Annotated in this window: 12 protein-coding genes and 1 pseudogene; all 13 read right to left on the bottom strand. The window is 55.5% G+C overall.

The window, feature by feature from the left end:
* Nucleotides 1-191: 191 nt before the first annotated feature.
* Complete coding sequence (locus tag PP263_RS22260) at nucleotides 192-1,895, bottom strand: rhamnogalacturonan lyase B N-terminal domain-containing protein (protein ID WP_308366267.1); 1,704 nt, start codon at nucleotides 1,893-1,895, stop codon at nucleotides 192-194.
* Nucleotides 1,896-2,062: 167 nt separating this feature from the next.
* A complete protein-coding gene (locus PP263_RS22255; protein ID WP_308366266.1) occupies nucleotides 2,063-3,766 on the bottom strand; it encodes a rhamnogalacturonan lyase B N-terminal domain-containing protein in 1,704 nt (567 codons plus the stop codon).
* 68 nt (nucleotides 3,767-3,834) lie between these two features.
* Nucleotides 3,835-3,894: pseudogene (locus tag PP263_RS22250) on the bottom strand (hypothetical protein); the annotation flags it as partial.
* Between the two features lie 92 nt (nucleotides 3,895-3,986).
* Nucleotides 3,987-4,301, bottom strand: a complete 315-nt coding sequence (rhaM, locus tag PP263_RS22245) for an L-rhamnose mutarotase (protein ID WP_308366265.1) — start codon at nucleotides 4,299-4,301, stop codon at nucleotides 3,987-3,989.
* 123 nt (nucleotides 4,302-4,424) lie between these two features.
* Nucleotides 4,425-7,445, bottom strand: coding sequence for a TonB-dependent receptor (locus PP263_RS22240; protein WP_308366264.1), 3,021 nt, complete (start codon nucleotides 7,443-7,445; stop codon nucleotides 4,425-4,427).
* A gap of 280 nt (nucleotides 7,446-7,725) precedes the next feature.
* Nucleotides 7,726-8,943, bottom strand: coding sequence for a rhamnogalacturonan acetylesterase (locus PP263_RS22235; protein WP_308366263.1), 1,218 nt, complete (start codon nucleotides 8,941-8,943; stop codon nucleotides 7,726-7,728).
* Nucleotides 8,944-9,064: 121 nt separating this feature from the next.
* Nucleotides 9,065-11,203 (bottom strand): beta-galactosidase, encoded by a 2,139-nt coding sequence (locus PP263_RS22230; RefSeq protein WP_308366262.1) that lies wholly within the window; start codon nucleotides 11,201-11,203, stop codon nucleotides 9,065-9,067.
* Nucleotides 11,204-11,212: 9 nt separating this feature from the next.
* Nucleotides 11,213-11,959 (bottom strand): DUF1961 family protein, encoded by a 747-nt coding sequence (locus tag PP263_RS22225; protein WP_308366261.1) that lies wholly within the window; start codon nucleotides 11,957-11,959, stop codon nucleotides 11,213-11,215.
* A gap of 22 nt (nucleotides 11,960-11,981) precedes the next feature.
* Nucleotides 11,982-13,475, bottom strand: coding sequence for a rhamnogalacturonan acetylesterase (locus PP263_RS22220; protein ID WP_308366260.1), 1,494 nt, complete (start codon nucleotides 13,473-13,475; stop codon nucleotides 11,982-11,984).
* A gap of 197 nt (nucleotides 13,476-13,672) precedes the next feature.
* Nucleotides 13,673-15,223 (bottom strand): MFS transporter, encoded by a 1,551-nt coding sequence (locus tag PP263_RS22215; RefSeq protein ID WP_308366259.1) that lies wholly within the window; start codon nucleotides 15,221-15,223, stop codon nucleotides 13,673-13,675.
* 136 nt (nucleotides 15,224-15,359) lie between these two features.
* Nucleotides 15,360-16,466, bottom strand: coding sequence for a glycoside hydrolase family 88 protein (locus PP263_RS22210; RefSeq protein WP_308366258.1), 1,107 nt, complete (start codon nucleotides 16,464-16,466; stop codon nucleotides 15,360-15,362).
* 28 nt (nucleotides 16,467-16,494) lie between these two features.
* Nucleotides 16,495-19,215 (bottom strand): Tat pathway signal sequence domain protein, encoded by a 2,721-nt coding sequence (locus PP263_RS22205; RefSeq protein WP_308368664.1) that lies wholly within the window; start codon nucleotides 19,213-19,215, stop codon nucleotides 16,495-16,497.
* Nucleotides 19,216-19,373: 158 nt separating this feature from the next.
* Entirely contained in the window at nucleotides 19,374-20,780 is a 1,407-nt protein-coding gene (locus PP263_RS22200; RefSeq protein WP_308366257.1) for an FGGY family carbohydrate kinase, read from the bottom strand.
* Nucleotides 20,781-20,971: the final 191 nt, after the last annotated feature.

The raw sequence follows: 20,971 nt of genomic DNA, 5'->3' as shown, positions 1-20,971 counted from the left end.
TGAATATCGTCATTCCGGCGAAGACCGGAATTCAGAACCGGTTGATTTCTCTGGGCTCCGGCCTTCGCCGGAGCGACGAAATGGACTTGTTCAGAGGCACCCTAGGACACTTTCTTCAATTCACCTCTCGTTTCTACCGACATGCCGTCTCCTGGAAGGCAGAGAGGGCTCAACTGCGGTTTCTGGGATCATCATTCGAGCAGATCAAGACTGTCGACACTGTAGCCGGCGGACAGGAAGCCCGAGGCCCCGGAGCCGCTGATCACGGTGATCGTCAATGCATTCCATTCGCCCGGGTTCTGCTTCCAGGCGGAGGCGGGAATGTCGAAGGAATAGATCGTATTGTTGCAGCGGTAACTGCCGGTCGTCAGCGAGCGGGTCCTGGGTTGACTCGATGGCGGCTGGAAGGCGGAGGTCCAGCCGTTGACCGAAATATTGGGCCGGCCGCCGGCATAGGCGCAGGTCAGCCCTATGCGCAGGGTGTGATCGGTGGCGATCTGATCGCTGTTCAACTTGAAGTAGACGATATGATCGTTGTTGATGTCCTTCCACATATACGCGGGGAAGCCGGCGGCGGCGCTTACCCCCACGATGTAATTGGATGGGTCCCAGGTATCGATCCGCACATCGGAAGGGTGCATCCTGGTCAGCTTGTCGCCGTTGAGAAATTCCCGCGGTGTGCCGTCCCAATCTCCGATACGCCAGATTGCGGGCGTCTCGCTGGGGTCGGCCACCACGCCAAAGGAATTCAGAATCGTCGTCCCGCCGGCGGCTACCGTTACCTCCCGGACGTCCACCTCCAGTTCATTCTTATAGACGGTCATGGTGTAGGTACCCGGGCGCATGCCGCCCCTGCTGTAGTAGCCACCATTTTGTGGATCGGCGTCGGCCCAGTACTGCGCCGTAGCGTTGGCGAAACCCACCGTGTAGTCGTAGTCCGGATCCATACCCTGGATACCGACCCCAGCCACCCGACCACGCTCCGAGGACGCGGCGTATCCCCGCAGCCCCATATCGGCAAACCAATCGGTATCGGGCCGGCTGCCGGGTGCTTCCCCTCCGGTCACCACGAAGGTGTAACTGTTCAGGATGCCTGGCCTGAAATCCTCGGTCTGGGCCTGGCCGTAATTGACGATATAGGTCAGCTCCTGATTGGTGCTCGTGGTCTGGTTGAGGAGGCTGCGGTAAAAGGGCCCGCCTGAACCGCCCTCATGGTCGTCGCGAAAGATCCACATGCCGACGTTGTTTCCGGTTGCGCCTATATAGCTCCAGTCCTTGAGACGCTGGTTGGAGTAGTGCTTGGAGCGGGTCTCGCCGTTGGCCAGGGCAAAAATATCGCCCGACTCCACCGTTGAAACCGTGTCGCTAATGTCGGAAGGCTCGGGGCCATTCGGCAGCAGGGCGGAACTCAGGCGCATGATATAGCGCACCTGACCGTGGACGTCTGGCTGCGAGGTGAAATGGGTTGCCATATAGATATGCGGCTGGTCGCGGCGGGCCATATAGTAGTGGGTGAGATCACCGGCCTCGACAGTGATCTTGATAGTGTCGCTGCCGACGGTGTCAGCGCTCACCGCAACTGCGGAGACACCGGAATAGAGCCAGTCGAAGCCCGAGTTGACCTGGGAACCGCGCGACTGGTTCTGGTATTCCGCGCCCGCATATACCAACGAAGCGATATCGCCGGCAGACTGGGTGCTGACGCCGTTGTCCGTCCGGCGCACCTTGAAGACCAGGCCGGCACCGGTATCGACCGTATAGAAATCGGTGCTTGAACTCAGACCAAAGTCCGCCCGGGCGAGACCGGAGAACAACAGCAGCATCGAGAGCAGTAGCTGCCAACGGGTTTTACCCTGAGAGGGAAAAGACACTTCGGGTACAGAGTATTTATTCATTATTTTTCTCCTTACCGTGGAGGGGTGGGTTTGCCCGCTTCGCAGGCCAAACAACAAAGTTGTCTGGAACAATTTTGCACAGCTGGAGGCTGCCCGCGAAGCGGGTGAGGCACAGGGATGTGCCTCATAAAAAAGCCCCCGTCTCGGCTTGAGGCGGGGGCTTTTTGTCATTCAAGTAGATCGAGACTGTCGACACTGTAGCCGGCGGACAGGAACCCCGAGGCGCCGGAGCCACTGATCGCCGTGATCGTCAGTGTATTCCACTCATCCGGGTCCGGCTTAAAGGCGGAGGCGGGAATGTCGAAGGAGTAGATCGTATTGTTGCAGCGGTAGGAGCCAGTCGTCAGCGAGCGGGACCTGGGTTGGCTCGAAGGCCACTGGAAGGCGGAGGTCCAGTCGTTGACTTTGATATTGGGCCTGCCGCCGGCAAAGGCGCAGGTCAACCCTATGCGCAGAGTGTGGCCGGCAGCAATCTGTTCGCTATCCAGTTTGAACCGGACAATATGGTCGTTGTTGATGTCCTTCCACATATACGCGGGGAAATCGGCGGCGACGCTTTCCCCGACGATATAGTCGGAGGGATCCCAGGTCTCAATACGCACATCGGAGGGGTGCATTTTCGTCAGCTTGTCGCCGTTGAGAAATTCCAGCGGTGTGCCGTCCCAGTCTCCAATACGCCAGATTGCGGGTGCCTCGCTGGGGTCGGCCTCGATGGAAATGGATGGGAGAACATTGGTTTCGCCTGCGGTTACCGTCACCTCCTGGATACCCACCTCCAGCTCGTTCTTGTAGATGGTCATGGTATAGGTGCCCGGGCGCATGTCTTTCCGGCTGTAGTGGCCGCCATTTAGGGGATTGACATCGGCCCAGTACTGCGCGGAGGCATTGGCAAAGCCAACCGTATATTCGTAGTCCGGATTCATACCTTCGATTCCGACCCCGGCAATCCGGCCACGCTCGGAGCGCGGGGCGTACCCCTTCAGCCCCATGTCGGCAAACCACTGGGTTTTGGGCCGGCCGCTGGGCGCCTCGCCCCCGGTCACCACGAAGGTATAGCTGTTCAGGATACCGGGCCTGAAAGCCTCGGTCTGGGCCTGGCCGTAATTGACGATATAGGTCAACTCCTGATCGTTGTTCGTGGTCTGGTTGAGCAGACTGCGGTAAAAGGGACCGCCGGAACCGCCCTCATGATCGTCGCGAATAATCCACATGCCGACACCGCTTCCGGTGGCGCCTATATGGATCCAGTCTTTCAGGCGGTGGTTGGAGTAGTGCTTGGAGCGGGTTTCGCCATTGGGCAGAGCAAAGATATCCCGAGCCTCCACCGTGGAAACCGTACCGCGCAGATCAGAGGGCTCAGGGCCATTCGGCAGCAGCGCCGAACTCAGGCGCATGATATAGCGCACCAGGCCGTGGATATTCGGCTCCGAGGTGAAATGGGTTGCCATATAAATATGCGGGTAGCCGCGGCGGGCCATATAGTAGTGGGTGAGGTCACCGGCCTCGACGGTGACCTTGATAGTGTCGTCGCCGACGGTTTCAGCGCTCACATCGACTGCGGAGACTCCGCGATAGAGCCAGTCGAAGCCCGAGTTGATCTGGGAGCCGCGCACCCAGTTCTGGTATTCGACGCCCTCGTATACCAGCGAGGAGATATCACCAGGGGACCAGGTGTTAACCCCGGGGTCATGCCTGCGAACTTTGAAGACCAGGCCGGCGCCGGTATCCACCGTATAGAAATCAGCGCTTTCGCTCAGGCCGAAGTCCGCCCGGGCGAGACCGGAGAACAACAGCAGGAGTGCCGGCAGCAGAGGCTGCCAACGGGTTTTGCCCCGAGAGGAAGACATTTCGCTTGACGTTTTTCTATTCATTATTTTCTCTCACCTTAAGTTGCATTTCCTCCGGAACTGCAGGAGGGTTGGGTGCGCCTGCGTTGAGATCAGGAATCCAGCACGCCGCGCACAAAATCCGCCAGCACCTGCTCCTGGCAGTTTTCGAAAAAGCAGGCCTGGAAGCGCTGCCCGGAAACCGCGACTTTACCAACCCGGCTCTATAGCTTTGAGGGCATCCAGGTAATTTTTTGGCAATCTGCTAGTCCAAATGAAAGACCCGCTGTAGTTGAATTATCTTCGGGCTATTGTCCGGTTCGGTCTCCATGAGATCGGCCATATGGCTCCACCACTTTTGCATAATCGCTTTTTGCGGCAGCTCATCCATAGTGTGGTTTTCCCTGCGCTTAAGCACGGCGAACAACTGCAGAGTCTCCGGATGAAGGTATATGGAATAGTCCTCGATACCGGCCACCTTCAGCTCTTCAACCAGTTCCGGCCATATATCATCGTGCCGTTTTTCATACTCAGCTTCGCAGCCAGCTTTCAGCTGCATAACAAATGCGATTTTTTCCATAGCAATAAACCCGATATGTTCCGAGGAGTTCCAAAAAAAATCAGGGAACGGAATGGAAAAGTTAACTTGAAAAATGCCAGAATACGCCGGCCGGTGTCAGGCCACCGGCCGGCAGATCAGCAGTTACATCTTGTAGGAAACACCGAGCGAAAACTGACGACCGGAATAGCTCAGGTCAGACAGGCGGTGCTCTCCGGCAGTCGCCACCTTGGCCTCTTCCAGCAGATTTCTCGCGTCGAAGAAGAATCTGAGGTTACTGTTCGGCAGAGTGTAAGACATCTTGGCGTCGAGGTAGCCTGCATCCTCGACAAATACCGGGTTGCCAGAGCGGTCGGCTGGACGGGCCAGATATTCATCCCGATAGTTGTAGGCCAGGCGCGCGCTGAATCCATTGCCCTCCCAGAAGGCTGTCACGTTATAGCTGTTCTTGGATTGGGAGGGCATGGGCAACTCTTTACCGGTCAACTCATTAAACAGACCGACGTTGTCGGCGGTCATATGGGTGTAGTTGACGCTGCCGCCCAGACCGTTGAAGGGATATGGCAGCATGGTGAAGAACGTTGAGGCCTGCAGCTCAACCCCCCGGGTTTTTACACCTTCGCCGTTGATCGGCTGGGTGACGTCCCAGAGACGACCGTCGCCCAGGAAGTCCACATCAAGGCGCTCTTCCCGGCCCAATATCCAGCTCTCCATATTCTTGGCAAAGTAGGCTGCGGAGACGATCGAGTCCTCGTTCGGATACCAGCTCAGGGCGATATCCCCCTGATTGGCCCGATACGGATTCAGTGCCGGGTTGCCGCCACGGCAGAAGCTTTCCCAGCCAACCTGTTCCGCCCACAGGCTGTCATCCATCTGATAACACGTTGCATTAACATTGAGATCGCTGTTTCGCGGTCTGCTCATTACTTTGGCGGCCCCCATATACAACACCAGCTGTTCCGGAATCAGCTCCAGATTCATATTGATGCTGGGCAACGTGTCGCTGTACTCCCTGGAGACCGTTTTCCTGTCATCGTATACATTCCATTCAATATCTACCCCCACGACCGCGCCGGTTTCAGGATCTCGCAGAATATTGCCTTCCTCATCCAGCTTGTCATGAAAAACATGTTCTACCAAGTCACCGTTGGTCTCCGTATTAGTCACAACATAGCGAACGCCAAGGTTTCCCCAGAAGGGCAGGCCGCCAATTTCGGTTGCAAAATCCGTCTGCAGATAAACCGCCTCGGTTTCCACGGTGATATCGTAGTTACCGCTTTGTATTTCCAGATCTTCGCGGGTGGTATTGTCCGCACTGACCTGCCTCAGGGCCGCAATCAAACCGTCGGTATCAACTGCCTGATAGCTGCCGATAGTACTCACCCCCAGGTCGTAACCTTCAAACATTTGTGGAGATTCGAAGAAGTTGCCGGAAAGAAGGGCGACCTGGTCCTCCATCGTCCACACCTGGCCATTGTATTCCTCCCCTACGTTACGGTGGATTTCGTACCGGTAGCTCTCGGTTTCCGTGGAATTGGACGTTGCCTGGAGGCCAGTGCGAAGGCTGTTGATAAAGCCATCCTCAAAGTTGTAGGCAACATCCAACTTTACGTTGGACTCGGAGGACTCATCGGCAAAGGGATTGTATTTAAAGCGGGCGCCCGTGTAGCTGGCCGGACTGTTGACGTCGAAGGCACGTGAAGTATCCTCTGGATCATCCGCGTTGTAAAAGTAGCCGGTGTCGTAATCCCATGACGGGGCACCTCGGCCATCCAGAGCAACCTGAATACCATTGATGCCATTGGCGGAAATACTGGTATCGCGCGAGTCGATATCCTGTTTCGAGGCCGAATAGGCGGCCAGGCCGGTGACCTCCCAGGGGCCGCTGTTGAACTCAAACCCGGTATCTATAATGCTGGTCTCCTGGTACCAGGCAAAGTTCAAGGTTCTATTGCCCACACCTGCCTGATGGGACTCCAGGTAGGTCACGTTGTGGTTTTCGTCCACCTGCACGGAATCGGAGTCGATACGGTTCGCGGCATGTACACCCACGTCCAGGTTAAGATCCGTGGCTTCCTTGTCGCGCTCGTTGTAGGTAAACCCGGCATGCGCACTAAAAGTGTCGCTGAAGTTGTACTGGAAGGTCGTGTTCGCGCTCAGGCGCTCCTCATCGCGCCACCAGATACCCACCCTTGGCAGCCGGGGAGCATAATCCCACCACTGCATTTCGCACGCCTGCTCACCACCGCAGTCGGCCACATTGGTTGCCGATGCGTATTCTTCATCGACAACGGTCTTTTCCGGGGAGTTGTCGTAGTCCGCGATGCGGTGCCACTCGGTGTTGCGCAGCGCGTGGATCATGGCGGTGCTTTCAGAAGCAGTGACGTTCATCAATGCACCGAAATCCTCATTGAACTTCCACACGCCGGTCACATTGATCCTGGGGTCCGATGCATCGCTTAGGTCGTTGTACTGCTGCTCGCCGGATACGGACAGGAAGTTGCTGTCGAATTCATTCGGCTTGCGCGTATTGATTTTGACAATGCCCCCCAAACCGCCTTCCGTAAAGCGCGCCTCGGACCCCTTGATAACATCGAGAGACTTGACCAGCTCTGAGGCCATATCGCGGAAGTCCACCGCGCGGCTGCCGCCCATCCCCATCTGCGACACGCCATTGACTTCAACCCGAGACAGGTCGGGGTCCACACCTCGGATACTGACCTGGGCCCCCTCGCCGAAATCGCGGGCCAGCTGTACGCCGGTTATTCGCTGCAAGGCCTCGGCGACGTTTTTATCGGGAAATTCACCGATATCTTCCGCAACGAGCGAATCACTCATGGTGCCGGCATTTTTTTTCCGATCAATAGCGCTGCGCTGGCTGAAGCGGTGGCCCGACACCACGACTTCTTCCATCGATTCAGGGGGAACCTCTTTCTTGGACGTGGAAACCACTTTTTCCGCTGAAGCACCTTTGGCTTCTTTTTTGAGCTCCTCTTTAGACTCTTCTTGAGAATCACCCTGAGCAAACGCCACAGGGCCGACCAGGAAACTCAGAGAAATCCCGGTGAGAACCAGTGCCCGTATACGCTTGGATAAAGGTGTGGCGGTGAAAGGAAGTTTTGCGGTGGAGGTTTCAAGCACATCGGATTGGTTAATTATTGTCATCTCATTATCTCCGATTATCTTTTTTATATTATGGAGAGATGATATTAGAAGCACGAAATTACATTGTCAATCATATTCAATCATAATTTTTATAAATCAGTCACATTTATGAGCGATTATGACGATAATTGCCCGATGTTCTTGTGACCAATAAGTGGTCATCTCCTTATAATCAGCTCACGGCAGTTGGGACTTAAAGTACACGGCGGCCGGTCCTCTCTGCCGGGCATCGGGCGCATGAGTAACGAATCCGTGCATGACGGGCCTTAGGTTACATTCGTCACGATCCTGAAATCTCAACCGCCGCCGGTCGCATGTCCGGCCACAAATCTGATGTAATGACAAGTTCACCCGGCCTTGTTGGATTGGTTGAGTCCAATACCGTGTTCTCAGACTGTATCAGTTCCGGGTACAACGCCTGCAGATTGTTCACCACCATATTGGCAATCATCCAGGCACCGTAATAATTATGGTGGGTTCTGTCTTTGCCGTCTGCTGCAAAGGCTCGTTTGGCTTCCTTCTGACCCAGTCGTTGATAAAAACTGGTGGTTTGCGCGGTCAGGTCGATAACCGGGACCCCTGTTGCTCTGGCAACCTCTCGTACTGCTTCATCATAACCCTGGTGGGTGTTCAGAAGTTCTCCCCGTTCATTGTAAATACGTCTGGCGACAGGTGTTACCAGTACAGGTATGGCCTCTTTTTGCCGAACATCGGCAACAAAGGCACGTAAATACTCAGGAAATGCACCATCCGCTGCCGCGAAAGTACGCGGCCACTGTTTTTTTTCATCGTTATGAGCAAACTGAATCAGTACGATATCTCCGGCCTGGGTCTGACTGAGCAATTTATCCCAACGCAGAGAGAATAAAAACGATTTCAGAGTTTCGCCACTGCGCGCGTGATTTACAACCACGCGATTTCGGATCAGCCCAGGGACGAATTGCCCCCAACTGGCATAATCTTGAGATGCCTGATCCGCTACGGTGGAATCTCCGGCCAGCAGAACCTTAGGTTTCCTGACCGGCTCGATTCGAAGTTGACTAAACTGAACACCATTGTTGGACAATGCTATGGTGAGTTTGTCGTCCCAGTTACGGGAGATGTCTTCATCGCCTCTCAGACCCACCCGTGGACCCGCCGCTGTATCCTGTTCTGCGGTTGCCAATTGTGGATTTCTGACATTAACCAGAAAAGCCAGGGTTTGGCTTTCGCCCCGCCCGATTTCCAAGATGTTACTCATCACCCGCCTGTCTTCACTAAAAATCAGGTACCGGGTGCCATCCTGTAAGCCTGTTACCTTTACCCGGACTTCATAGTCTCCCTCGGGGACCTTGACCGAAAAGGCATTTTCTCCACTGTTACGGAAATTATCCGTGCCTAAACCTGTTTCATTATTGTATTTTTGCTGTAATAGATCTGGCCGCTCTTCAAAGTTGTACTCATAGGTGTGCTGCGCCACCGCCGGGCGCGAGTCTGCCAACGCAGGTACAATATTCATGGCCTGCACTCCCAGCATCAGGGCACATACTATGTGTCGTTTGGACTTGCTCCGGTATAACATTGTTATCTTCTGTTTCAAACTCGTCACCAAGGGGATGATGTACCTTCCAAATTTATAGCTAGCCAAGGGTTTTGTTCAGTTGAATAGCCCTCCACTGGTAACGTTGTAACGTTATCCCGCTAGACCTTATGGGTTTTGACGAAACAGCATCGGCCACTCCATTCGGCAATCTTAAGGTACCCTCCTGGTCACTCATATTGATGGCGATCCAAAACTTATCACCCTTCTTATTAATCCGCGGACTTACCACCACACCAGGAGCGGCATCGTAACGTTCCTTTACTCCAGCCAGACCCGCGTAATGGTTGATCAGGTTGTTAATGAGTGTTTGACCTTGCTCTCCATGGGGCTGAGCCCCGAGAATAACTACACGGCCTTGTCCGATCTTACGCTCCGTGATAAACGCATGCCCCTTGGCAACTCCCGTCTCAATCGTGCCTATCGACCTTACTCCGCTTTTTACCTTCATCGCAGAACACCAGCCACTCAGCGGCGCGGTGATGCCCAATGCACTACCTGTGGAATCCGTATTGGTTAACGGCACCACAAATTCAGTGTTGATTCCGGCCAGCTCGTCAAGCAAACCCAGACCGGCAGTGGTTGGTACCGTGTGCTCGACTGAGCGGATACCAGTGACAGGGCCAGCGATCCAAACACCCCCTGCCTTGACAAACCTCAACACCCGGGAAATAAAGGCTTCGCTAACATACGGCATCGCCGGGGTGATCAACAGTTTCAGGTTATCAAGTGCGGCATTTTCGAAGCGTACATCGCGATGGAAACCCAAATCACGCACGGTGGCATGCCACATTTCGATAACACCGCGATAGCGCGTGGGAAAACCCTCGCGTCTGTCCAGGGCTTCGGTTTCAATCATGGCCCTGGCGTGATCAGAATAAGTAATAGCGACTTCGGCCGGGGCAACGGTACTCTCGACCAGTAAAGATTCCAGTTGCTTCCTCGACGCGTTGAGTTTCTTCACTTCCTTATAGCCAATACTCGGCTTAAACCAGGCGCTCATTACCGCGCTGTGGGGGAGTTCGGCGCCCGTGCGCTGTTGCCGCCATAACCAATAACAGAATGCCTCACCACCCAAGGCGTATGTCAACACGGCTTCCGCTGCCAGGAATCCTTCGGGGTGTGGAGGCTGATGATTGCCCAGCCAGCCGTTGTGGGACACGCTGGTTTCCATTAGCCAGAAAGGGCGGCCGGGAATAGCCGCCCGATATAAATCAGAGCGAAATACCAGGGCGCCCCATTGTTCATCGGTTGGGTAAGCATCATAAGAGGCGAAGTCCAGGGCCTCCATGGAGCGTTCATGATGAATATTAAACGCCGGGTTGTCATTATGCGTTATGGGCGCACTGGAGTATTCCCGGATGATTCCACTTTGGTCCTTCATGAAATCCGCAATACTTTCCCGGTTGAACATACGATAAGCGGTACTTAACGATGCGTTGTGAAGGAAAGGCGTTTTCAGTGGCGCAGGCACCTGCTCAAAGCTTTGGTAATATTGACTCCAGATATGCGTTCCCCAGGCCTGATTCAGGCGCTCTATGGTTCCGAAGCGCTTTCTTAACCAACGGCGCCAGGAGGCAATAGCGGCATCACTGAAATCCTCTGCCACATGAGCTTTCATCTCGTTGTCTAATTGCCAGCCGATCAACGCAGGATGTTGGCCCAGTTGCTTCGCCATGGCCTTGATGATCTTGAAGCAGGCTTCCTTTACATCAGGGTGTTCATAGCTGGCGTGTTGGCGAGCTCCGTGGATTAAAATATCACCATCGGAATTTTTATGGCACCGTTCAGGGTGGTTGTGTGTCAGCCAAATGGGAGGTGTGGCGGTCGGCGTGCAAAGCACAACATCAATACCGGCAGCATGGAACTTGTCCATAACCATCTCAAAAAAGTCGAGAGAAATTTTGCCGCGCTCCGGCTCCATGGTTGACCAGGCAAACTCCCCCATACGGGCAACGTTGATATCCAACTTCTTCATTTCAACGATATCGCGATCAATATCCTCTTCCGGCCAAAGCTCCGGGTAGTAGGCAACACCGTGATACAGTTTTTTTATCTTGTAATCTGAGCGCCGCATGGATTTAGCGGTCGTGGCGGACAGCAATCCGGAGTGGGCGGCAAGACCCAGAGCGGCGGCTGAACCGCCCAGGCGAAAAATATCACGGCGACTGCACTTCATAGGAATTCCTCAGTCTTGTGTTAAATACGTATTGAGCGACCACACTTTGAAGTTTCGATATTGAAAGCGGGTCCATTTCATCTGTCGGAAACCTATCTTTCCGGATCCCAGGACGGGCTTATTGCTGCCGTCATCGATGTGGTCAATGATCTTTCTCCCATCGACAAACAAAGCAATATGGGCGCTGTCCTTTATCAGACGGACTTTATGGATTTTCGTGGAGCGGGTGGGGATGCCATCGTCCCCCTCCTGAAGCAGCGTAAATGTATTGTTTTTACGCAGGTTCGCGTGGCCCCTGTCCGGGTTGTGCGCGGCATTGGCGTAGTAGGAGATATGGTAGCTGCGTATCTTCCCCGTTGTGTACTGGTCAAAGGTTCCGTTTCTCGGCGGCAGGTCGGGATCAAATATGTCCTGTCCTGCCTCGCCGCTGGCAGCGAGAAAGACTATAACCAGCCCCGCCTCCGGATTGAGATTCTGCGCTTCCCACTCCGCCACAAATGCGTCCGGAAAGTCTTCCGGGCACCAGAATACATGATGCATCTCCTCGTCTGGCGAGTACATCTGCATCCACCCATTGTCAAATTCCAATACACCCGGGCCCTCCATTACCCAGCCGTCGACGCTTGCCGGCTCGCTCATATCTGCGTGGTAGAGAAGTTCACCCTTGTTGACGTATTCGCCGAAGTCACGAACGTTCTTCTGGGCCAACGCGGGTACGCAAATAATGGCAAGGAACAAAAGGCTGTAGAAACGCATTTTTGAGTACTCCGGGCCTTCTCTACAGGGCCAGCAAAGGTTTCAGCTGCAGCGCCACCACTTCTGCGTTCAGTTCAGCCCCTGCTCTGCTGGTGTGTGTGTGCTTATCGGCAAACAGCTTTTCAACCTGGCGCCTGCCCAGGCGATTGTATTTGTCTGAAACCAGTTGGTAGAGGTCGATAAAGGGGCTTTGGCTCTGGCGGGCGACCTGCAGGGCCCACTGGGGATAGCTGTCGGTGGCTTCCTCGATCAGCCCGTCGCGCCATACTTTTCTCGGCACCGGCGAGCAGACGATGGTCGTGATTCCCCGGGCTTTCGCCTGGCCGATCATCTGACGCAGATACCAGCCGTAGCTGTGCACCCTTTCCGGTTCTCCGGTGAGTAGATTGTCGATGTCTTCATACTCCTCCCCTACTCCGGGAATGGTGCCCCGCGCCCTGGTCTCGTCGTTTAGCGGCGCTGCGTCGTTATGGCCGAACTGCAGCAGCACCACATCGCCGGCCTTCATCATATTCAGCGCCCGCTGCCAGTGGCCGCCGGTGACGAAGGTGCGGCTGCTCAGTCCGCCGACGGCGCGATTGACGATGTTATGATTTTTTGTGTCCAGTTTTTCGTCCAGATAGTCCCCCCAGCCCCATTCCCCGTTGGCGCCATCGCCGGCACCGTTGCGCACGGTGGAGTCGCCCACAAGGAATATACTCGGTTTCCTGGCGTCGGCGGGGAATGGCAGTCTCAGCCAGGCCCACTCTTGGGGTTCAACCTGCTGGCCCAGTTCGGAGAACCAGGCGGATACCAAGCCCGGGCGCAGCCCCTTGAGGCCAGCGACGATGGTCTGCGCATGCAGGTGTGCCCCCTCGGTGGCAAAATGGGTGTGGTCCCTGGGGTAGAGTTCGGCCGTCTTTTCCGGGCCCATCTGTTCGAGCAGGTCGGCCATGGGGTTGGTCACATCAATAAATGCGGTATCCAGTTCCCAGGCAAGTTGGTAGCTCCAGTAGCCATACTGTCCCGAGCCGCGCTCTATACGGCTCGACTTCCAAATGTTTCTGGCAGTCAACGAAAGAAGTATCGGCACGGCATTTTTCGCGCGAACATCCGCGACCATACGCCGGATATAGTGCCCGAAGGTATAGACAGTCTCTTCCTTCTCGGTTTGCAGGTTGAATATTTCGACACTGTCGTCGCCCACACCGGGCAGGCTGCCTCGGGCTTTTTTCTTGTCGTTGATATGGCCGGCGTCGTTGTGGCCAAACTGTATCAAGACAATGTCGCCGTCCGCGAGATCATCCACCAGTTTCTGCCAGTGGCCCTCCGTGATAAAGGTGCGGCTGCTTCTACCGCCGCGCGCCCGGTTGACAACATTGACTTTGCTCCCGTCAAAATACTGCGAGACAACCCCGGCCCAGCCCTGGTGATCGGTGTTTTCATAGCTGGCGGCAGTGGAATCACCGGCGATATAAATACTCGGCAGTTGATCATCGGCGATGACTCTGGTGACAGAGAATAGAGTAAGAACCAATGTAAATATCGCGGCTATTATATTTTTGTAACGGTTTGGCATGGGTACCCGCCTTCTCTCATCTCTATTTCAGTCTATTTTGAAATTTATCTGTCCAACCAGCCGCCATCGATGGAGAGGGTATGACCATTCACGTAGTCACTGGCTTCGCTGGCCAGAAATATGTCAGTGTTACCTCTGATTCGTCCGTTCTGAGTTCAGATCGGGGAACCGCTGCGGGATGCGCCATCGGCGGGTGCCCCGCCCTCGGAAACGCTCCTTCCCACAGAGTTGTTGCCCCACAGCTTCTCATAGGGCCAACCGGACAGATCTTCAACAATCGCTCGGTTCTCGCTGGTCGAAGGGGTGCTTTCGCCCTGCTTGAAGCGCTCTATCTCCGACATAAGCACTGCATGAGTGTCCTTGCTGATCTTGAATTTGGTTGATACCCAGAACCCCAGAAGCAGAACCAACATGGGCCCGATTACCAAGGTGGCTGCTATAGTCGTAATCGCTTGCTCGCTTTGCGTTTCGGCACCGGACACAAAGCCGCCGGCTTCGAGCACGATACCGACAAACATCACCGCGACCGCCTGCGTGGCCTTGCGGATAAAGGTCATTACCCCGGCAAAACTGCCCTCACGCCGCCGCGCGGTGACAATTTGATCGACATCTGCCATGTAGTTGTAGGTATTCCAGGGGATGTAGTTGAGTGCGCCCCGGCCGAGGCCGGCGAAAATCAGAGCTCCGATCAGCCAGTAGCGACTGAAGCCGTCGCTTAGAAGATAGAGGGAAAGCAGCCCCAGGATCCCCAGAATATAGAAGTTAATGGCAACCCGATAACTGGGCGCGGGCCCAAAACGAACCACCATTGGAATTGCTATAGCAACAGCGACCAGTTGGGCAACGTATGTTAGTGCCATCATTTCGGACGCGATCACTAATGTGCCACCAATGGCGAAAACGACAAAGTAGGTGAAGGCCGCGTTGAAAATATCCTGGCTTATATAACCGCCCAGGTACATACCGAGATGCAGGCGGAAAGCGCGGATACGCAAGGTCGAACTCAAATTGAGAAACAGGGTTTTCAAGGTTCCCAGTATGGTCCAGCCGCTATCGGACTGCTCTTCCTCGGGAAGCTCCCTCGGGTCGCGTTCCCACGTAAAGGCCCAGACGATAAAAACAACCGCCATAAATGCGATCGAGAAAATTGTGCCCATAACCAGGAAGGTGGACGCTGAATCCTTTCCGCCGGCGATTCCGACGATCCAGCTGGGCAGAATCCCGGCGAATATGGCCGATATCTGGCCGGTCAATATGCGCGCGCCCGCAAGCTTTGCCCGCTTTTTGAAATCATCGGTCATTTCAGCGGCAAGGGTTTCATAGGGAATGATGACCGACGCATACAGCAGTTCGAAGAATACATAGGTGGCCAGGTAATAGAGATACTCCTGGCCACTGACCCACATTAACGCAAAGCTCGGTAGTAACGGGATTGACGACAGCAAGAAGACTCGCCTGCGACCAAACCTTTTACCGATACGGGTTTTTCCCAGGCCGTCAGATATGTGCCCGATCAGGGGGCTGGCGACGGCGTCCAGAATACGGGCGATCGCAAAGATCGAGGCGGCCTGAACCGTCGTCAAACCACAGAAGGTGGTATAGAAAAACAGTATCCAGCCGCTGATCACGGCCATGGATCCGGCACCCAGAACGTCATTGAGCCCGTAGGCGACGTAGTTCACCGGCTTTAGTTCGCGCTTTGTCATCATCGCACCTATTAGGTATGGTGTTTTTATTGTCTATCGAACTTACGTTTTTATTATATGTAGTCAGTAGGGTGCGCCGTGCGCACCGTTGGAGCCTTTGCGGTGCGCACGGCGCACCCTACGTGATTCCCGGTGATTAGATGTAGTAGTTCATATACTCAACCAGAGCCAGAATCGCCATCGACTGCCCGTAGGGCATGGAGGTCAACGGAATATCCCGGTACCCCTGCAGGTCATCGAACACAGGTGTTCCAAAAGATACCTGCTGCAACTCTCCGCTTTCATCAATATTGTCCAGTACGGCTTTTACGGCCCTGATTCCGGACTCCTCATATTTCTTCGGCAGGTAGCCTTTGCGAACGGCTTTCAGTATGCCGTAGGCAAACCCTGCTGCGGCCGATGCCTCCAGGTAGGAGTCCCGGTCGTCGAGTAATGTGTGCCACAGGCCGCTGTCATGCTGGCAATCAACCAGGGCCTTTACCTGTGACTCCAGTGTTTCAATAAGGAACTGCCTCAGACCGTCGGACGGTTCCAGGTCGAGCAGTTCTATAAATTCGGGTATGGCGATGGTGACCCAGCAGTTGCCCCGCGCCCAGAGGGCATCGGCGAAGTTGTGTCGGCCGTCGAAGGTCCAGCCGTGATACCACAAACCGGTTTTCCGGTCCGTCAGGTATTTGATATGCAGCATAAATTGCCGCTTGGCTTCTTCGACATAGTGCGGGCGATCCAGCAGAAGGCCGATTTTGGCCAGCGGCAGCACGCTCATCATCAGCGTGTCGTCCCACAATTGCTGGTAGTTCTCCGAGTTGTAGACGATATGCTGCAGCCCGTTTTCCTCAGTGCGCGGCATATCCCGCATAACCCATTCGGCCCACACATCCAGGTAGGGCAGGTAACTCCGTTCACCGGTGCGCTCCTGCAGGTAGGCCAGGGTCAGGAAGGGGGCCACAGTGTTGACATTTTTGGTGGTGGTTCCCTCGGCGAAGCGGTCCCTGAACCAGGCTTCGATGATGTCCTTCGATTTTTCGTTGCCGGTGATATCCCAGTATTTGAGCAGACCGTAGAGGCCGATCCCGTGGGTCCACTCCCAGCCGTTCCAGCCTTTAGTATCTATCACCCGGCCATCTTCCAGCTCGAGAAGAAATTCTCCACTTTCATCGGTGATATTGACGAGGTTTTCGATCAGTTTTTCAATGCTGTCTTGAACCGTATCGTAGGATATATCGTGCGCGATCTTTGGCATATTGTTCACTTCTCTTCGATCATTGCTTTTAGCCGTCGAGTTCGCCCGCTATCAGTGCGAGATTTTGAATGGCCGCCAACCCCCATTGTGCCGTGTCATTGGTCGAAACCCAGGGCGCTTCGACGATGGGATTCAATACATCCGGCCCGGTGATTTCCTCTGTGGCGGGACTTCTGCCTGTCCAGTGGCGTGTGAACTCCCGCTGGCGGGTGAACTCCTTCCAGGCCCGCTGTGCCAGCTTCCTGTCACCTTCCTGCACCGCCACATAGGCAGTCAGGCGCGAGTGGGCCACGGTCAGGCTGTTGTTTTGGAAAGACCTGCCCAGCGCGGCCTTCTGCTCTTCGTCACTGGCACTGTAGTATCTGCCGTAACGCAGCCAGGCCGTCTTGAACTCGGGCACATCGATCAACTGATTCAACTCAGCGCATATTTCAATCAGGCCAAAGACGGCACTCAGGTGCGAAAGGCCCGGCCCCGTATCCGGAGGGGGAAGCAGCTTTTTGCTGTCGATATCGAAGCCGAAGCCCCCGGCGAAAAAGCCCTGGGGATGACCACCGATAACCCGCATCGCATCCTCAAGCCACCGCCGATACTTCTCGTCCCCGGTGCGTTCCCAGGCCGTCAGCCAGTTGGCTGCGGCGGAGCCCCAATCGGTACCGACGCCAATTCTGGCCTCGCCGGGCATCGGTTTCTCGTTAGGCAGTTTTCGGTGCGCATTGACTTCGGCGAGTTTCCTGTCAGCCTCTATGACTTCATTGAGCACATCACCGGTTCGCTCATCACCGGTCAGGAAATAGTGGAAGCGTCGATAGGCGGCCGTACTGATGCGCAATTGTTTGGCACTGCATCCCCAGTGCTGGACATTGTGGCGCGTACCCAGGCCTTTGAAACGCCCCAGGTGATACATATCGACGTCGCGGTTATGACGGGTCATGGCTTCAGCTATGCGGAAAGTATCGGCATCGCCAGTTCGCAAGAAGGAGTACCACAACCACAAATCTGGTGACAGTTCCGAATTATCCCAAGCATAGCCGCCGACGTCGTATCGCCACACGTGGCGATCGGCGTCGTAGGTGTGCATTATGTCGCCGTAGTTCCAGAAGCCGTACCAGTGGTGCTGGTCAATTTGCTTCTTGTAGTACTGTACCGACCAGGTCAGCCTGTCTTCGATAGCCTTTTTCGTCGGCGTCGATCTGTCGGGCAGGCTCCACAGGGAACCAAACACTCCGGCCTTCAGGTAATCCTCGGGAGCGGCGACAACTTGCGCCGGTTTTCTAATGGTATCCGCGAACGCTATGGTGTCGCTGCGCGATGGAGTGGCACCCAAAACGTACAGGGTAAATTCTGTGGTGCGGGCGACGCCGTAGGCACTTCCAAACCCCGGCTCGTAATCTTCGTAGGTGATATTGAGAGCGTCGAGCTGTTGCTCATAGGTTTCCTGCCCCATGCCGTCATGGTAGAAACGCACATCCATGGGGGGCGCTTCGGGCGACCAGAACCAGAGGGTGGCTTCGGCCACATCCTGGCCGGCATTGCGGATATCGATTTGAGTCGGGTGCAGCTGCCAGAAGTCCCGCATACCGAAGAGCACACCGCCCGAAACTCCGCCCAGGTAGCCCACGCCGCTGGCCCGCTGCCCCTGAGCGGCGTCTATCCAGCCGTGGCCGCTTTTGGTTCTCTTTTTGACGGAAAAACCATTCGCGTTCAGTTGCGAGAGGCTGTAGTCATTCCATACCGGAATCCAGTGCATCCGGCTGCTGACCCGGCTATCCCACTCGCTGAGCGGGGGAGTCGCAACACCATCTATTTGCGCCTGCCTTACGGCGCGCCCGGGGTCTCTCCGCAAACCGGTGATTCCCAGCGGCGATTCACTCCAGAGGCCGCTGTCTTCCCCAACAAAGCGGACATGCCGATTGTACGGCTCGTCGCGCTGAACCACCTCAAAGCGGAAACCCAATCCCCTGATAAAATCTTTTTGGTCATCGCCGTCAAAGACAAAGTTGTGGCTGACACGCAGCGACTCCCCGCCGGCATAGAAGTACAGACGCAGAGTGAAGGGCAGCCATTCGCGCCCCGCCTCCGTGCGATGCACACCTTCCAGCTTGATCACCGCACGAACCGGCCCCTGTTGCTCCGCCGTGGCCCGGGTGATATGGGCCTGAAATGACTCTGTCTGGACCGCGGATTCGATTTCGACGCCGTCCTGTACAAGGCCGACAAGCCTGGCATTTTTTGCGATCAAACGATCGTTGCGCAGCATTTCACGAATAATATACGGGCCGCGTTTGGGGATAACCCAACGCACAACGCCCGTATTTACTTCGAACCTATCGCGCAGATTCTCGATGCGAACGGCCATCGTCGGCGCCGGACCGGAGCCCTTCTCGACCCGGAACTGGCTTCCCAGTGCGGTGTTGGCGGCTACGGCATGTGCCGTCCATTTAACACTGCCATCGGGCCAGTAGGCAGTGGGCCAGCTCTGCAGCGCCACTTTGTCGCCCCGCTCATTGACCAGGCAGAGCGCCTGCCCGGGTTCCATTACCCCCCGGGACCACGCTTGTCCCCAGGTCGCACCGGATTTGATGGCGGGCTCCTCCCCTTCCAGCCAGCTCAAATGGCCTTCTTTGCGCACGGGGGGGAGAGGGGAAAGAGGTGCCGGCGCAGAAGCCAAAGCCGCGGACATCGCCTGCCCCGTCAGAGGCAGGGAGGCGGCCAGTGCGCCTTTCTTGAGAAAATCGCGTCGATCCATCACTGTAATTCTTTCGTTATTATTGATCGCCCGACCCCAATGGAGCCGCATAAAAGAGGTAGATCTTATTTATACCCCAAATGATCTATTATGACAATATATGATCGTATATGATCATTAATATTGGCAAGAGTGGGTCGCATTGCCGGACGTCCGCGTTAGTCAACGGCTACCGACACCGCCTCGGGCTCCAGAGCTCTGCGCCATCGCTGCTTATAATGTTCGAGTTTTTTCAGGCGTGTCGCCCCACCGCGTTGCACCAGTGGTCTGTTGACGTCCCCGCCCCAGTCCACCAGAGATGCGCATCCCCCTACCGTGCCTGTGTCATCCGCGGACAGCCAGACTTTCTGGTGGCCCCGCAACTGCGCCAGCAATGCACACAGATTGGGATTTTTGAGAAAGGCGCCTTCAACGAAAATATCGCCCCGCACATCGAGCAGATCCAGTAGGTAATCCAGCATCAGGGCGCAGTACAGCGAGGCCAGCGCGGCTCCGCAACCCTGGGGAACAACTCCTTCGAGCCTGCCTTCCCTCCCCGGGAAGGGACCACAGCCACCGCTGAAATCCGGCAACGCCATAGTGCCCGCATCGATCAGTTTCTGCAGTTCGGCTTCACCGTATTGTTCATCGATTGCCGCCCCCGCCCGCTGGCACACAGCCGCATATTCCCGCCCACCCATAAAACGTGCGCAGGTCACCGGCTGCCCAGTGACATCCACATTGGCCAACATATCGCGACCGGCATCCAATCCCGTCAAGGGTATGCCCGCTGCCATCAGGATGGACCAGGTTCCGGTGGAAATTACCGTGAAAGGTCTGTCGGCATAGCTGGCCCGGTAACGCAGAAAACTGGCGTTGCTGTCGTGAACACCGGCGAATACGCGACAGGAACCCGGGAGCCCGGTCAGTTTCCTGACCTCCGGCCTGATGCACCCGAGTTGGGTCCACCCCGGCACCACCCGGGGGAACAGGTGCCGCCATCTCAGGTTTTCCACCAGCGAAGAGAAATCAGCCGTTTCCGGTGACCAGAGATCCGTATGGCACCCCAGTGAAGTGACTTCCGAACAGCACTGCCCCGTTAATCGCCAAGCCCAATATTGTGGATACATAAGGATATCCGTCGTCCGGGCGAATGCTTCGGGATACAGTTGCCGTTGCCAATAGAGTTGACGTCCCAGGTTCAGGCCGGCTGGTAGAGCCGGCGAATAAGTCTCGGAAAATTCGGGGCGCAAGCGGTCGTAGCGGGGATTACAGCTTTCGATACCGGTATGTTCGTAGTCCAGGACGGGCAATACCAGACCCGCCTCTTCCCCATGGCGGTTGATCAGTGCGGCCGCCGCCCCGTGGGTGGTGATACTGATGGCCGAAATCAGATACTCCTGCGCCGCCTCACCGATTCCCCTCAGCATCCACTGCCAAAGTCCCTCGATATCGAAATGGGGATAGGGCGCACCACTCAATACCCGGTTGTCGGTCTGCCGGGAAAAAACCGACTCTCCGGCATTATTGAGAAGATGAAGTTTGACGTGGGTTTTCCCCACATCCAGAACCAGCTTGTAGCTCATCGGCAGCCATTCTCAATCGATAGTCAGCGCGTTGCGCTCTAACGACGCCGGGACTTTTGCCTGTCCAATTGTTCCAGGTGAAGTCGCCCGCGGCGTTCGGCCTCATCCCGATCAATATAAAGGACTGGTGATCTATTTTGCAATGTTTTAATCATAAAGCATCAAAATTCGTGTTTGACCGCATCAAAACA

It is taken from the genome of Microbulbifer sp. TB1203, from assembly GCF_030997045.1.
Taxonomy (GTDB): Bacteria; Pseudomonadota; Gammaproteobacteria; order Pseudomonadales; family Cellvibrionaceae; genus Microbulbifer.
This window is presented reverse-complemented; position numbering and strand designations above follow the sequence as displayed.